We start from the raw sequence: 14,786 nt of genomic DNA on the forward strand, positions 1-14,786 counted from the left end.
GTGCGCGCCGTGCGCGCAGAGCGCCGCCGCGCCGCCCCGGCGCCCCTGGCACCAGCGCGAGGGCGAGTAGCACCACGAGCAGCGCGAGTCCGCCGAACAGGCCGATGCGATACGGCGTGTCGAGCGCGAACCGCATGGTCACGGGACCGTCGAGGCCGGCGGGCACGATCCACCCCTGCTGCCACCCGTTCACCGTCACCGCCCGCAGGTCGCGGCCGTCGGGCCCCGTCGCCGCCCAGCCGGGGTTCTCACTCTCCGGAACGATCAGCACGCGATCGTGCGCGGCGCGGTCCACGGTGACCTCGCGATGAGCGGGCGTCCACGCCAGCACGTGCGTCGGCGCCGTCGCGTCCACAGCCCCCTGCAGCACATCTCCTTGCAGCCCATCCCCGGCGGGGGCCATCGTGAGCGTGTCCACACTGAACGCCGCCCCGGGCCGGACGGTGACGGTGGCCGCCCCCGCAGGCAGGGCCACGGGCGCGGCGTCGCAGGCCGTGGCGTGCAGCGGGTCGCCGTACCGCAGGGCGTGCACGGTGGTGTCGATGCGGAACCGCGTGACCCGCCCGGCCACGTCGAGCGTCGGCCCCGCGTCGCAGCCGACGGTGACGGCCCGGTTCTGATCGGCGGGCTGTGTGCCGGGCGCCGGTCGGCCGTCGGCACCCAGTACGGAGACCTCGGCCAGTCCGGGTGGCATCTTCTCGGCGAATCCGAGGGAGTTGACATCCAGCTTGTCGTCCCACTTCAGCAGGGTGATCGTGACCTGGTCGGTCACGGCGGGATCGAGCGTGATCTCGCCGCTCGTCACCCTGCGCACCTGACGTCCGGTGCCCAGATCGACGCCGATCAGCGTGGGGTGGGCGGGCGCCTGTCCGAGCGGCAGCCGCAGTCGTAGCCCGGCGATCAGCTGCGCCGACGGCAGGCGCACGTGCAGTACGGGCTTGGGTGCTGCGGCATCGGTCGAGGACTGCACGGCGGTCCAGCTGGTGTCCGGGTCGCCGTCGGTGGCGGCGTACCCGTTCCCGCGGCTGTCGGACGCCGACGAGTCGGCCGTCGAGGAGATGTGCGTCGGGTCGCTCAGCAGCGTGCTGAGCGCCTGTCCGGGGCGGGGACGCAGGGTCAGCGTGGGCGTGAGGTCCTGCGCCGCGGGCGCCGTGACGTCGCGGGTGAACACGCCGGGCTCCTCGGTGCCCAGGGCGATGTCGGCGCACTGCACGGGACCGTCGACCTGCGCCGAGCCCGCACCGGCGGGCGTGGGCACGCACCCGGTCCGTCCCACCGAGTCCTGCCCGAACACCCACGCCGCCACGGGCGCGGCCGGCCGCGGTACCACCACCTCGTGCCGGACGTCGATCGGCCGGCCGGTCGCGGTGTCCACCACGGCGACCTCCGACAGCGCGAACTGGTCGCCCCACGAGTGGTCGGCGGTGTCGGCTGCGGTGATCCGCACCCACCGGGTCGGCGCCGACGGAGCCGTGATCGTGAGCGGTCGGCCGACCTGGACCGGGTCGGAGTACACGGAGCCGGCCTCGGTGGTGAGCAGCAGCCGCGTCACGGCGGGTCCCAGTGCCCGCCCGACGGTCACGGTCACCGCCAGTCCTGGACGGGGTCGGTCGAAGTTCAGCTGCAGCCACTGCCCCACGGCGTGGTCGAGTCCCCCCGACACCCAGCTGGTGTCGGGGTCGCCGTCGACCGCCGCGGCCGGTCCGGAGCCGGGCAGCACCGCGCCGAGCTGCGTCGCGTCGGAGGCCGATGAGGACGCGGTGACCCACCCACCCACCCACCTGCCGACGACGGGTGCCGCGCCTGGGACGGGGTAGTCGGCGGCGCGGTTGAGCGTGCGGCGCTGCTCGCCCGGGGCTCGGATCGCGGAGCTGTGGTCGTCGACCCGGCCGAAGTCGGTCTCGCGGAGTTTTGGCGTGTCCGTGACGATCTCGGGACTGCTCGGCAGTCCCGCCGCCGCGGCGTCGCCGGTCAGCAGCGCGGGCCCGAGGGGCGCCCGGCCGGCCCCGGTCGCGACGTCCTGCAGGCCGAGCAGCGCCTCCGGTCCGCCCGCGACGCGGGGCATCGCGGCGAGGTCGGCGAGATACGGCCCGGGGCCCGGCTCGCCGGCGGCGGCGACCCGGTAGATCGTGATCGCGGGCATCGGGGCCCGCAGGCCGGAGTCCAGGACCACGCCCTTGACGGTCCGCGGGGCGGTCGCCGGGCCGAACGTGGCCACCGGCGTGAGCCCGGGGGAGTGCTCGAGGGCGTAGCGGGCCAGCGCGGGGCGCGCCGACCGCGACGTGTCCGGGTCGAGGTCGGCCCGCAGCACCACGTAGCGGATGCCCTGCTGCAGCAGCGTCGGCGCGAGGCCCGACGCGGGGGTGCCGTCGGCCAGCAGCCGCTGCACCGAGTCGAGCGCGCGGATCGCGCCCGGCGGGGTCAGCGGGATCGCGTCGCGCACCGCCCACGGGGTGGTCGCCAGCGGCTGTAGGGGCTCGTCCCGGGTGAGTCCCCAGATCTGGTCCCCGAACGGCGCGCCCGGCACCACGAGCGCGCGCTCGGCGCGGGCCTGCCCGGGCGCGGAGCCGGCGGCGTGATCGCCCAGCCATGCCGCCGCCTGCGACCAGTAGTCGGGGATGGCGCGATACGGCCCACGCGGTGCCAGCTGCCCGGTCCATGCCAGTCCACCGGACAGCAGCACCACGGCGATCAGCGCGACGGCGCCGGCCGTCACGCGGTTGCGCTCCGGGTGCGCGAACCCCGCGCGCGCCGCCCGCAGCCCGACGGTGCCGGGAAGCCGCGCCCGCGCCAGCAGGTGGGCGATGCCCAGCACCAGCGGCAGCCGCACCAGCGGCTCGAGCTTGTACACGTTGCGCAGCGGCGCGCCGCCCGCGTCGAGGAACTGCCGCACCGCCTCCGCGACCGGCGAACCGAGGCCGCCGACGTACCCGGCGCCCATGCCGACCAGGCCGAGCAGCAGGATCACCGTCCACGTCCCGCGGTGCGGCATCCGGCGCATGGCGAGTCCCGCGATGCCGGCGGCGGCCACGAGCCCCGTCGTCACCACAGCCGCGGGTGTGGTCGCGAGCATCGCCCCGGCCTGCCGCTCGGAACTGATGAACGTCGACCACGAGTCGGTGCCGCGCAGCACCTCCGGCAGCGACGTCCACTCGGTGGTGGCGCGCGACGACTCGATGAAGTCGAGGAACGGCGGCGAGACGCGGCCCAAGACCAGCAGCGGCACGATCCACCACAGCGTCGCAAGCAGTGTGCACGGCACCCACCACGCGGTGAACACCGCGAAGCGGCGCCGAGCGACGGCGTCGACGCCGCTCCCCAGGGGCAGGCGCAGCAGCCACCAGACCGCGGCGACGCAGCAGGCCAGGCCCGTCGCGACGGCGTTCACCGCGCCCATCAGCGCTACCGCGCACGCCGACTGCGCCGCGAGCACGCGCAGCGACCGGGCTCGATCGTCCGCTGTGCCACCACCCGCTGCGCCCGGCCCGTCGAGCGCACGCACCACCGGCAGCAGTACCCAGGGCGCGAGCATCACCGGTGCGGTCTCCGAGGAGATGGCGCCGAGCGTCGTCAGGACCTGGGGAGAGAGCACGAACGCGGTCGCGGCGACCACTCGGGAGCCGCGGGAGCCTGTGTGCAGGGCTTCGGCGAGGCGGACCACGCCCCAGAAGCCGGCGAACAGCAGGAGCGACCACCACAGTCGCTGCGCGACCCAGGGCGGCACCCCGGCGACGTGCAGCGCCGCGAAGTACGAGCCCTGCGGGAAGAAGTAGCCGTACGCCTGGTTCTGGACCTGCCCGAGGGGGCTCTGGCTGGACCAGACGTTGGCCGCGCGGGACAGGAAGCCGACGGGGTTGGCGGTGAGGTCGACCTTCGTGTCCGCGGTCACCCGGCCGGGCGCGGTGAGGAAGGTCAGTGCCGCGATCGCGACGAACGCGATGGCGCCGAACCGGCGGGGAAGCGGCGCGGCCGCGAAATCGTCCGGCGGGGTGGTACTACTGGTTGGCACCAGTGTTGTCGCGGGAGCCGTAGTCCTGCGAGCCCTGCAAGAACCCGTTCTTCGCGTCGAACGAGGAGAGGTTGGTGGTGGGGCTGGACTGCGTCACGACGGTGCCGCTGACCAGCGTGACAGCGATCGCGACGACGATGCCGGCCACGGCGGCGACGCCACTGGCGATGATCGGGGTGCGCTTCACGAGGCCATACGATACACACCCGGGCTATTCGACGATGTCGGTGCAGCCGGACGGCACGATCAGCACGGGCCGCTTACAGTGCTTGAGCACATGCTCCGACGTCGAGGAATGCAGCAGCGCCTTGAGGCCGGTCTCGCCGCGGCTGCCGGTGACGATCACGTCGGCGTTCGCGGTCTCCGCGGCGGCGACGAGCGCGGCCCACACGGTGGACGCCACCTCGACCAGCTCGCCGGTCGTCGTCAGACCCACGGCACGGGCGAGCTCGACGCCGCCGCGGTTGGTCTTCAGGGCCGCCGCGTGTTGCGCATCCTCGACGACGTGGTAGTCGGGCTCGGCGCCGCCCGGACTCATCACGCCGGACATCGCGGAGACCCGGGACGCCTGGTGGATGGTGGACTCCCAGGCCGTGACCACCACCGCCTGGACGGTGTCGTCGGCGCGGTTGAGGAATTTGCCGGCGTATTTGACCGCCCGGCGTGAGTCCTCGGATCCGTCGTACGCGATCATGACGATCGTTGACACACCAGTCATTGCGACCACCTCGGATCAGTCACGGCCGGTTCGACCGGCCACTGGGCCCTCTGTCTGAATCCTACGCCGGGCGTATCCGTTTCGCCGGTACTGTACGGCCGTACGTTATCAGTGATTCGTCGCCGTACTCGGCATCGACCGGAGGTCTCCAATGTTCATCCGCACCGCCCGCCCGAGGTCCACGCCGCACACCGGCCGAGCTGCCAGGGGCGGCCTCGCCGCGGTGTGCCTCGGATCCGCCGCGTTGCTCGCCTCGTGCAGTTCGACCCCGCAGGCGGTCTCGTGCGTCGAGACCGGCGACTCGCTCGTGCCGGCGGCGGTGTCGGTCGTGAAGGGCGCGCCCGCCGCGTCGGTCGTGCTGTCCGGGACGGAGCTCCCGGTCGGCATCCGCATCCTGCCGATCAGCGGCGCGCAGCTCGAGCAGCTCACCAACCAGCTGTCGGGACGCGCCGAGGGTGCGACCTTCAGCCCGGCCGGGTGCGCGCAGCCGTCCGCGTTCGGCGGCAAGGTCGACACCGGTGCGCTGGGCCTCGTGGTGGGACAGGCCGGCACCGGACCGATCAGCGAGTCGGTGGTCAAGCAGAAGGCCGACTTCGGGAACGTCAGCGAGAACGTCACGGGCAAGTGCCGGACAGTGACGGTGACGGTGCGCACCGCCCAGGGCGTGGGCGCGACCCGCGTCACGTACACGCCGGTCGCCGTGCCACAGACGGCGGCGTCACGGGTTGTCGCGGTGCGTCAGGACACCGTCACCGTGAGCGGCGGACGGACCACCGCCGCGCACATGCTCACCGCGTGGGCGGCCGTCGGCCCGTACACGGTGACGGTCACGCAGAACGGCAGCACGGGCGAGCCGGACCAGCGGCTGTTCGACCAGGTGCTGGTCACCGCGACCGCGAAGGCCGCGAAGGCGTCCTGAGCGTTCCGCGGAACGCTCGCCCGGTGTCCGAATCAGCCCAGCGGTGGAATCGGCCCAGCGGTGGAATCGGTTCAGTGGTGGAAGCGGTCCGCGAAGCGCGGATCGTTCTCCCACCACAGCGCACCGCCGTCGGGCGCGCCGGACCCGGGCGCCGACGGTGCCGTGCCCAGCGACGCCCGCATCTCCGCCTCGTCCTGCGCGGCGTCCACCCGGGCCTGGCGCCGGGCGTCCTCGCGGCGCAGCGCTGTCATGAGGATCATCAGGAACGGCAGCCCGATCACGTCGGCCAGCAGCCACAGCATGCCCGCGCCGATCATCTGGGAGTCGCGCATCTGGCTGTGCTCGGTGAACCCCACCGACCGGTAGTAGCCGGCGTATATGTCCGGGCCCAGCCACACCACGACCCCCAGGACCCCGTCGGCGAGCGACTCGACCAGCGTGATCACCAGCGACAGGCTCTGCGGGAAGCGGCGCGGCACCGGATCCGCCTGGCTGCGCGCGTAGTAGTAGCCGAACCCTGCGGCCACCAGGAACAGCCGCGTCAGCAGGTCCAGGGCGGGGTGCGTCATCGCCGCGATGTTCCAGCCGGTGAACAGCAGCACCCAGGGCGTCACGAGCAGCAGGCCGGACGTCACGGCCGGGTAGGTGAGCATCCGTGGTATCGGGCCGCGCAGCGCGTGCAGCCCGCGCAGCCGCGCCGTGGGCGACAGCAGCCCGGCGACGACGGTGACCGGTGTCCCCGCGGTGAGCGCCAACGGCACCAGGTAGAGCAGCACGGTGATCTGTAGGGCACGCACCCAGAACAGGCGGGGCGCGTACTCGCCGACGGGCCCGCAGCTGATCACCACCAGCACCACGCAGCCGACGACGAATGCCGCGCGCCGCGCTCCGGGGACCCGCAGCCGACCCTGGGTGCGCCCCGCGGCCCAGAGATAGAGGAGCGCGGCGACCACCGCGGCGATGCCGAGCGCGTCGATCCGCCAGGTCGCCCACGCGGACAGGGGTATTGCGATGCTCACGGGCGCACGCTACGCCGCGGGCCGAGGGCGGGGCCGCGGGCGTGCGAATAGTCGTGAAATGACCGAACCGATCGAACGCGCGGATCGGCCGCGCACACCGTCTGCGACACTGGACGCCGTGCCTATGACCCGTGTGACGCCGATCCTTCGCGCGACTCGGATTCCCCGTGTGACTCGGAAGGCCGCTGCCGCCGCGGCCCTCGCCGCCTGCGTGGCCATCTCGGCGTGCGGGAGCGGGTCGCAGGTCTCGGCGCCGTCGGCGTTGCCGGGTGCGGACGCGTCGAGTTCGGCCCGGCCGTCCACCTCGGCGTCGCCGGCGTCCAGGCCGCTCGCGCCGATCGCGGGCGCCACCTGCGCGGCCGAGGCGGCGTTCGTGCGTGCGCTGCCCGTGCGCAGGCGCCTGGCGCAACTGCTCATGGTGGGCGTCACCGGTCCCGCCGATGCGCGCGCCGCCGTGCGCAGGTACGGCGTGGGCGGCATCTTCATCGGCAGCTGGACCGACGAGTCGATCTTCTCCAAGTCCACGATCGACGGCATCTCGAAGCTGGGCCGGGTGCCGGTCATGGTGTCGGTCGACGAGGAGGGCGGCCGGGTGTCGCGGGTCCCGGGTGCGGACCTGAAGTCGGCCCGCAGCATGGCGCAGACGATGACGGTGCCGCAGGTCGAGGCGGAGGGGAAGCGTGTGGGCACCCTGATGGCCGGGATGGGCATCACGGTCGACCTCGCGCCGGACGCCGACGTCAGCGACGAGGCGGCCGACGCCGTCATCGGCGACCGGTCGTTCTCGAACGACCCGGCCACCGTCGTGAAGTACGCGAAGGCCTTCGCCGAGGGGCTGCGCGAGGCCGGCGTCTATCCGGTGTACAAGCACTTCCCGGGGCACGGCCACGGGTCGGGTGACTCGCATGTGGGCGCGGTGACCACGCCGCCGCTGGCCCAGATGAAGACGGACGACCTGGTGCCGTTCCGTGCGATCGCCGGCGAGGACGCGGGCGTGATGGTGGGCCACCTCGACGTGCCCGGCCTCACGGGCGGGCTGCCGGCCAGCCTCAGCCCGGCCGCGATGACGTTGCTGCGCGACGGTGCCGGATACGGCGCCCCGGCGCACACCGGCGTGATCATCACCGACGACCTGTCCGGGATGGGCGCGATCAGCGACACGTACCCGGTGCCGCAGGCCGCCGCCAAAGCGATCGAGGCCGGCGCCGACATGGCGTTGTGGATCACCACGGACCATATCGAGGAGACGCTCGACACCCTGCAGGCAGCGCTGAAGACGCACCAGCTGTCGCTCGACGCCGTCGACGAGTCCGTGCTGCGGATCGCGCGGGCCAAGCACGCCGTGCACTGCTGAACCGGTTCGGGGTTTAACTTACCGGCCGGTAGGGTTGTGTCGTAGACTCTGGGGAAGCAGTTGGGAGGCATCAGGTTGGCCGGTGGCACGAAGCGTCTTCCCCGTGCGGTGCGTGAGCAGCAGATGCTGGACGCCGCAGTGAAGGTGTTCTCCCGCAACGGTTTCTATGAGACCTCGATGGATGCTGTGGCGCGCGAGGCGGATATCAGCAAGCCGATGCTGTACCTGTACTACGGCTCCAAGGACGAACTGTTCGCCGCATGCGTCGGCCGGGAGGCGAGCCGGTTCATGCAGGCGATCGAGGTGGACGCCAGCCCGTCGCTGCCCGCGTCGCAGCGGCTGCGCGCGGTGATCGCGGGCTTCCTCGCTTACGTCGACACCAACCGCGACGCGTGGCGCGTGATGTACCGGGAGGCGACCGGGCAGGCGGCGTTCGCGTCGCTCGCGCACGCGAACCGCGAGCGGGTCGTCGACATGACGGCCGTGCTGCTCAAGGAGGCGTCGAAGCATGCGCCGCCCGACACCGACTTCGAGATGTACGCGGTCGCGCTGGTCGGCTCCGGCGAGGCGATCGCCGACCGGCTGGCGAGCGGCATGGTCGAGCTGAGCCGCGCCGTGGACATCATGTGGTCGTTCATCTGGGGCGGCATCCGCGGCGAGCGCTCGGACACCAAGGGGTGAGTTCGAGTCGGCCGCCGCGGATGCCGGGTTCTCAGCGAGCGGAGTGCGCGGCCCCTCTGCCGGGGTCGATTCGCGTCGGTCCGGATGCCGACGGAACCACCGGGAAATCGAAGATCGCTGTCGGAATATACACGGTTGCACACGAATTGGGGATGTCCACTACTCCGGAGAAGCGTCCCTCGATGGGTGCTGCGCCGATCAGGAGGTAGGCCTGCTCGCGGCTGTACCCGAACTTCTCCAGGTAGTCGATGGCGTGCAGGCAGGCGCGTTGGAATGCGAGCTGCGAGTCGAGGTAGCGCTGCTCACCGTCCAACGTGACGGACGTACCCGAGAAGGCGAGATACTCCGAGTAGTCGGGGCCCTCGTTGCCGGGCATGAAGATGGCGTTCTCCGTGACCCCGTATCGACTCATACCGTCTTTGATCAGGTCGACGCGCAGATCGATGAAGCCGCCCATCTCGATGGCGCCACAGAAGGTGATCTCACCGTCGCCCTGGGAGAAGTGCAGGTCGCCGACCGACAGGTTCGCGCCCGGCACGAACACGGGGTAGAAGACGCGGCTGCCGCGGGTGAGGTTCTTGATGTCCTGGTTTCCGCCGTTCTCGCGCGGCGGCGCGGTCCGCGCGGCCTCGGCGGCGGCGCGGGTGAAGGCGGCGCCGGTCAGCGAGCCGAGAACCGCGTCCTGCGGCAGCGGCGGCAGAGCCAGCGGTGGTACCCGGTGCGGGTCGGTGGCGATCAGGGCGCCCTCGCGCGAGTTCCATCGCGCGAGTAGTTCGGCGGACGGTGCCGTGCCCATCAGTCCGGGGTGGGTGATCCCGGTGAACGCGACGCCGGGGACGTGTCGCGACGTGGCGGTATGCCCGGAGAAGTCCCAGATCGCCTTGTACGCGTCGGGGAACTGCTCGGTGAGGAAGCCGCCCCCGTTGTCGGTGGAGAAGATTCCGGTGTACCCCCACCCCTGGCCGGCGAGCGGGCCGGCGTCCTCCTGCGGGATCGGCCCGATGTCGAGGATGTCGACGATCAACAGATCGCCGGGCTGCGCACCCTCTACCGCGAAGGGCCCGGACAGGCAGTGGACCGTGCTGAGCGGAGCGTTGAGGACGTCATCGGCGCTGTCGTCGTTGTGGATGGCGCCGTCGAACCATTCCCGGACGTCCACGCGGAACTCGTCACCGGGTTTGACCGTGACCACCGCCGGAATGTCGGGGTGCCAGCGGTTGTGTCCGACGAGTTCCTGCTCAGTGAACTTCTTGCTGGAATCGAGGGGGAACAGCAGCTCGGGCATCGCAGTGGTCCTTTCGTGTTCAGGGTCGGGGAAGCTTGTGGTGCAATGGGTTTCGAGTGATCGCGGGGCGTCGGTGCGGACCGGCTGCTGCCGTGGTGGTCGGTCGCGGCGGCGCGCCCACCACGTCCGGCTCATGTGCGGTTCGCTCGGTCGCGTCGATCAGCCGGACTACGGCCGATCCCGGGGCGATCAACGCGGGGGAGGTCGGCCGGCGCAGGCCGACCCCTGGGCAGGCTGGACAGGGTGCGCGCGCCGGAACGTCGGCCATCGGATAGGCCCGCTCGAAGGCGCCGCACCGGGGGCATCGGAACAGGTAGGTAGGCATTACCGGCTCTCATAAGTTTCAGATGGATGTAGTTCGGATGACTGCAATATAGGGCGACTCAGGCTTGGCGAAGTGTCGATCGCGTCAAATCGCGGTATCGCAGAAGGTGATATGTCTCCGCCATGTTAAATCACCGTTCGGAATAGATCCATGTGGAAGTAACTCACCTAGAGTCCGAAGCACCGCGTCCGCAGCCGGGGCGCGGCCACATCAGCCCGAGCTAACGAGGTCGCAATCATGAGTGCTGATTCACCGGCAACCGCCGACCGCAGGTGGGCCCGCTTCCAGGACTGGGCCGCCCGCGACAACATCGAGGACTATTCGTTGCGGTACGCGCCCAAGGCGTTTCGCCGCTGGAGCCCCATGGCCTGCGCGGTAGCCGCCCTCGGCGGCATCGCCTATCTCGCCGACTACTCGATCGGCGCCTCCGTCGCCGTGAGTCACGGTGCCGCCAGCGCGGTGATCGCGATCCTGGTCGCCGCGGTGACGATCTTCCTCACCGGCATCCCGATCGCCTACTACGCGGCCAAGTACAACCTCGACATGGACCTGCTGACGCGCGGCGCGGGCTTCGGCTACTTCGGGTCCACCCTCACCAGCCTGATCTACGCCAGCTTCTGCTTCATCTTCTTCGCGCTCGAGGGGTCGATCATGGCGCAGGCGATGAAGCTGGCGTTCCATATACCGCTGCCGCTGGGGTACGTGATCGGGTCGCTGATCATCATCCCGCTCGTCCTGTTCGGGATGTCGGCGCTGGCCAGATTCCAGGTGTGGACGCAGCCGCTGTGGTTGATCCTGTTCGCGACTCCGCTCGTGATGATCGCTTCGACCGATCCCGGGGCGTTCGAGAAGTTCCTGTCGTGGTCCGGAAGCGGCGGAACGGCCCGGGTGAGTGCCATCGCCGTGGGTTCCGGTGCCGGCGTCGCACTGTCGCTCATCGCACAGATCGGGGAGCAGGTGGATTACCTGCGGTTCATGCCGGAGAAGTCGGAGACCTCGCCGCTGCGCTGGTGGGGTGCGGTCCTTGCGGCGGGGCCGGGCTGGGTGATCCTCGGCGCGGCGAAGCAGCTCTGTGGTGCGTTCCTGGCCTTCTACGTGGCCGGCCAGGTCGGGTTCACTCGGGCCACCGAACCGATCGAACAATTCCTCGGCGGCTACGGCTCCGTTCTGCACAGCCACGCGGCCGCACTCACGGTGGCCACGATCATGGTGCTGCTCTCCCAGGTGAAGATCAACGTGACGAACGCCTACTCCGGTTCACTGTCGTGGTCGAACTTCTTCAGCAGGGTGTTGCACATCCACCCGGGGCGCGTCGTCTGGTTGGGCCTGCACATCGCGATCGCCCTCGCCCTCATGCTCGGCAACATGTTCGCGGTGCTGAACACCATCCTCGGGTTCTACTCCAACGTCGCCATCGCCTGGGTCGGTGCCATCGTGGCCGACCTGGTGATCAACAAGGGGATCCTGAAGATCAGCCCGCCCTACATCGAGTTCAAGCGGGCGTACCTGTATCCGATCAATCCGGTCGGATTCCTGTCCATGCTCGCCGGGTCCGTCGCATCGGTCATCGCCTACTTCGGGGCGTTCGGTCCGATGTTGCAGGCGTGGTCTCCCTACCTGGCGCTCGGCATCGCCGTAGTCCTCACGCCGATCATCGCGATCGTGACGAAGGGCAAGTACTACCTGGCGCGGCCGAACCCGCTGCGCGAGGAGATCGAGAAGGAGCCGCTATGGGCGGGCCAGACGCTGCTCGACGTGGTCGACGGCAATCGGTACGAGTTGCCAGACATGGTGCACGACTGCCCCTTCCACGGCGGTCCGATCTCCTCGCTCACCTGCACGCTGACGAAGTCGTGTCACGAGGAGTGCCAGTCGGCGGCATACCGCGACACCGTGAGCGCGCTCAAACTGGGACTGCGCGAGACGGCGCCGGTGGAATGACGCCGCCGCTCATGGCGACAGTTCGGTGCGGATGACGAAGTCGAGTTCCTCGGCGCTGGCGAGGTAGACGGGCTGCGTGGTGTGTGTCCCCTGAACGTGGACCGCACCGCGCGGCCCGTGGTAGCCCACTCGGCCCGCGGTGCGCTCGATCGCCCGTACATCGAGGCTGCGGGCGGCTTCGACCAGCGACGCGAACAGCAGCAGGCCTTCGTAACAGGACTCGCCGATGTTGGTCAGCGCCGGGGCGGCGACCCCGAGTGCATCGGCATACCGCACCCCGAACGACATGCTCTCCTCGGACACGAGTTGCTCGAAGTATCCGCTCGCAGTGTAGAGGCCGCGTGCGCTCGCCGCGCCGCCCGCGTAGAGCACGTCCTCCCCGACCATCATCGACAGCCGGATGCGGGACTCGTCCAATCCGGCATCGGCGAACGCGACGTTGAACGCGGCGCAGTCGGCGCCTACCAGCAGTAACAGCACGCCACGCGCCGACGACCCGCGGATCGCCGCGATCGCCGGACCGAAGTCCCGCCCGGCGAGCGGAAGGAACGCCTCGCCCGCCACATCGATCCCGCAGTCCGCGGCGCAGTCGCGCACCGCGCGTGCGGTCTCGCGCGGCCACACGTAGTCGTTCCCCACGATGAACCACCGGGTCAGTCCCAATTCGTCGCGCAGCCACCGGATCGCCGGAAAGAGCTGCTGTTCCGGCGTCTCACCCACCATGTAGACCCCGTCGGACCGCTCGCCACCCTCGTAGAAGGTGGTGTAGACGTACGGCACCCGCCCGGCCGTCACCGGGGTGATGGCCCGCCGCGCGTTCGACAGGTGCCACCCGACCACTCCGTCGATCCGGCCGCTGGCCACCAGGTAGTCGATTCGTGCGGCGAGCCTGGGCAATTCGGATCCCGCGTCGATGGGATGTAACCGCACCCGCCGGCCGAGAATCCCGCCGGCAGCGTTCAGATCGTCGACCGCCAGCTGCCCGCACGCCTCACAGGAGGGGCCGAACATGCCGGCGGGACCGCTGAGCGGGACCACGAGAGCGATTTCGACGGTGTCGCGGCGGTGGCGGGAGGTGTGCGACGGCTCCACGGGTATTCTTTCATCCGAAATTTTCCCATACGGCGCTGTATAGTCTCTCGATGTGGACCGTAGCACCGAGTTGGGGAAGCTGTCGGACTTGGCTCGAGTGCTTCGACGAGCGTCGCACGACCTGGATGCTGCGATCGTCACCTGCCTCGGGGATCAGGGCGTAGGGCGATGGCACGTCCTCGACGCGATCGTCGGTGAATCCGGTCTCGCGATGTCCCAGTTGGCTGAAGCGACCGTCCTGAACGGCGCCAGCCTGACCCGGCTGATCGACGCGCTGATCGCCGACAATCTGGTGTTTCGCAAGGTCGACGATCTCGATCGTCGACGGGTCCTGGTGTTTCCCACTCGGCGCGGAGTCGCGGAACACGAGCGCATGTCGGCCGCCCTGGTCGACGGCGGACTCGCTGGACTCGCCGAGGCCAGCAGCGATATCACGGACGCGGTGCGGGCTCTCACGACGAAGCCGGCGCGGCGTGGGATGTCGACCACCACGATCCGCGGCTGATCGACTACGAAGCCCGCGAGGACACACCTCGCGGGCTTCGTAGTCGGTCCTCCTACAGAGCGACGACGGTGCCGGTGACGTGCGGGTAACCCTTCTTCCGGTCCCGCGCGACGATCTCCCAGCCGCCGTCGATCTTCTTGCTGTACAAGGCGATCCGCGACGGGAGCACCACCGGCTTGCCGAACCGCACGTGATACGTCGCGGCGTCCGGAATTCTGCCCTCGAGCAGGCGCAGGATCGCGGCGGCCGTCCACGCGCCGTGCGCGATCGACGACGGGAAGCCGAATGCCTTGCCGCCCAACGGGGACATGTGGATCGGGTTGCGGTCACCGCCCACCGCGGCGTACCGGCGGATCAGGCCTCCGTCGACTGACAGGTACGCGTCCGGCGGGCCGGGCTTGACCTGCTTGGCCGGCTCCGGCGCGGGCTCGTCGGACAGCGACGTGCGCTGCTGGATCAGCATCGTCGAGACCTCGGAGGCCACGGATCCGCCTGCCTCGTCGGTGAACTCGGTGACGAAGTCGATCAGCATGCCCTTGCGGTGTTCCCGCAGGTTGCCGACCGACGTGCGCAGCGTCAGCCGCTCGCCGATCCGCACCGCGCGACGACGCGTGATCGTGTTCTCGACGTGCACGGAACCCACTGCGGCGGCGGGGAAGTCGTCGGCCAGGAACAACTCCATGATGAGCGGGAACGACAGTACGTAGAGGTACATGATCGGCACTCCGCCGCTGTTGCGCAGCCCGGTGACTTCGCAGTACTCGGTCACCCGGTCCGCGTCCACCACCACGTCGAGACCGACGCTGCGCGTGGGCAGTTCGGTCTCCGGGGTGAGCCGGCCCTTCTTGCCCACGATCGGCAGGATGCCGCGCAGCCCGCGCGCCATGATGCCGAGGCTGGACGGCGGCCCCGACAGAATGGTCACGTTCTCGCCCATC

General features: G+C 70.4%; 13 protein-coding genes. 5 read left to right on the forward strand and 8 right to left on the reverse strand.

The window, feature by feature from the left end:
* The 3 genes from ABD908_RS16625 to ABD908_RS16635 all read right to left on the reverse strand — a co-directional run.
* The coding region (locus tag ABD908_RS16625) for an alpha-(1->3)-arabinofuranosyltransferase domain-containing protein (protein ID WP_344997922.1) at nt 1-4,009 on the reverse strand (4,009 nt) is incomplete at its 3' end.
* Entirely contained in the window at nt 3,996-4,196 is a 201-nt protein-coding gene (locus ABD908_RS16630; RefSeq protein ID WP_344997926.1) for a DUF2613 family protein, read from the reverse strand. The genes ABD908_RS16625 and ABD908_RS16630, both read right to left, overlap by 14 nt.
* 24 nt (nt 4,197-4,220) lie before the next feature.
* A complete protein-coding gene (locus tag ABD908_RS16635) occupies nt 4,221-4,727 on the reverse strand; it encodes a universal stress protein (RefSeq protein ID WP_344997928.1) in 507 nt (168 codons plus the stop codon).
* Between the two features lie 151 nt (nt 4,728-4,878).
* On the opposite strand from ABD908_RS16635, the gene ABD908_RS16640 reads away from it, so the two are divergent.
* Nucleotides 4,879-5,646 (forward strand): hypothetical protein, encoded by a 768-nt coding sequence (locus tag ABD908_RS16640; protein ID WP_344997930.1) that lies wholly within the window; start codon nt 4,879-4,881, stop codon nt 5,644-5,646.
* Nucleotides 5,647-5,717: 71 nt separating this feature from the next.
* On the opposite strand, the gene ABD908_RS16645 is transcribed toward ABD908_RS16640, so the two are convergent.
* A complete protein-coding gene (locus tag ABD908_RS16645; RefSeq protein WP_344997932.1) occupies nt 5,718-6,665 on the reverse strand; it encodes a cytochrome c oxidase assembly protein in 948 nt (315 codons plus the stop codon).
* 169 nt (nt 6,666-6,834) lie between these two features.
* Here ABD908_RS16645 and ABD908_RS16650 point away from each other — a divergent pair, with 169 nt between their 5' ends.
* Nucleotides 6,835-8,019 (forward strand): glycoside hydrolase family 3 N-terminal domain-containing protein, encoded by a 1,185-nt coding sequence (locus tag ABD908_RS16650; protein WP_344997934.1) that lies wholly within the window; start codon nt 6,835-6,837, stop codon nt 8,017-8,019.
* A 75-nt stretch (nt 8,020-8,094) separates the two neighbouring features.
* On the forward strand, nt 8,095-8,700 hold the full coding sequence (locus ABD908_RS16655; protein ID WP_344997979.1) for a TetR/AcrR family transcriptional regulator: 606 nt from the start codon (nt 8,095-8,097) through the stop codon (nt 8,698-8,700).
* Nucleotides 8,701-8,731: 31 nt separating this feature from the next.
* On the opposite strand, the gene fmdA is transcribed toward ABD908_RS16655, so the two are convergent.
* Together fmdA and ABD908_RS16665 are read right to left on the reverse strand one after the other, a co-directional pair.
* Entirely contained in the window at nt 8,732-9,985 is a 1,254-nt protein-coding gene (fmdA, locus tag ABD908_RS16660; RefSeq protein WP_344997936.1) for a formamidase, read from the reverse strand.
* Between the two features lie 19 nt (nt 9,986-10,004).
* Nucleotides 10,005-10,310 (reverse strand): FmdB family zinc ribbon protein, encoded by a 306-nt coding sequence (locus ABD908_RS16665; RefSeq protein WP_344997938.1) that lies wholly within the window; start codon nt 10,308-10,310, stop codon nt 10,005-10,007.
* A gap of 237 nt (nt 10,311-10,547) precedes the next feature.
* Here ABD908_RS16665 and ABD908_RS16670 point away from each other — a divergent pair, with 237 nt between their 5' ends.
* Nucleotides 10,548-12,251: a purine-cytosine permease family protein gene (locus ABD908_RS16670; RefSeq protein WP_344997940.1), complete on the forward strand. Its 1,704-nt coding sequence runs from the start codon at nt 10,548-10,550 to the stop codon at nt 12,249-12,251.
* A 9-nt stretch (nt 12,252-12,260) separates the two neighbouring features.
* Here ABD908_RS16670 and ABD908_RS16675 read toward each other — a convergent pair whose 3' ends face one another.
* Entirely contained in the window at nt 12,261-13,343 is a 1,083-nt protein-coding gene (locus ABD908_RS16675) for a substrate-binding domain-containing protein (protein ID WP_344997942.1), read from the reverse strand.
* A gap of 52 nt (nt 13,344-13,395) precedes the next feature.
* On the opposite strand from ABD908_RS16675, the gene ABD908_RS16680 reads away from it, so the two are divergent.
* Nucleotides 13,396-13,848: a MarR family winged helix-turn-helix transcriptional regulator gene (locus tag ABD908_RS16680; RefSeq protein ID WP_344997944.1), complete on the forward strand. Its 453-nt coding sequence runs from the start codon at nt 13,396-13,398 to the stop codon at nt 13,846-13,848.
* Nucleotides 13,849-13,900: 52 nt separating this feature from the next.
* Here the strand turns inward: ABD908_RS16680 and ABD908_RS16685 are convergent, their stop codons facing one another.
* Entirely contained in the window at nt 13,901-14,785 is an 885-nt protein-coding gene (locus ABD908_RS16685; protein WP_344997946.1) for a MaoC/PaaZ C-terminal domain-containing protein, read from the reverse strand.
* Nucleotide 14,786: the final 1 nt, after the last annotated feature.

The sequence above is a fragment of the Tsukamurella soli genome, from assembly GCF_039541155.1.
Classification (GTDB): domain Bacteria; phylum Actinomycetota; class Actinomycetes; order Mycobacteriales; family Mycobacteriaceae; genus Tsukamurella; species Tsukamurella soli.

Coding starts and splice junctions, on each gene's coding strand:
- ABD908_RS16635 (WP_344997928.1), bottom strand. CDS start 4,727: ATGACTGGTGTGTCAACGATCGTCATGATCGCGTACGACGGATCCGAG.
- ABD908_RS16640 (WP_344997930.1), top strand. CDS start 4,879: ATGTTCATCCGCACCGCCCGCCCGAGGTCCACGCCGCACACCGGCCGA.
- fmdA (WP_344997936.1), bottom strand. CDS start 9,985: ATGCCCGAGCTGCTGTTCCCCCTCGATTCCAGCAAGAAGTTCACTGAG.
- ABD908_RS16665 (WP_344997938.1), bottom strand. CDS start 10,310: ATGCCTACCTACCTGTTCCGATGCCCCCGGTGCGGCGCCTTCGAGCGG.
- ABD908_RS16670 (WP_344997940.1), top strand. CDS start 10,548: ATGAGTGCTGATTCACCGGCAACCGCCGACCGCAGGTGGGCCCGCTTC.
- ABD908_RS16685 (WP_344997946.1), bottom strand. CDS start 14,785: ATGGGCGAGAACGTGACCATTCTGTCGGGGCCGCCGTCCAGCCTCGGC.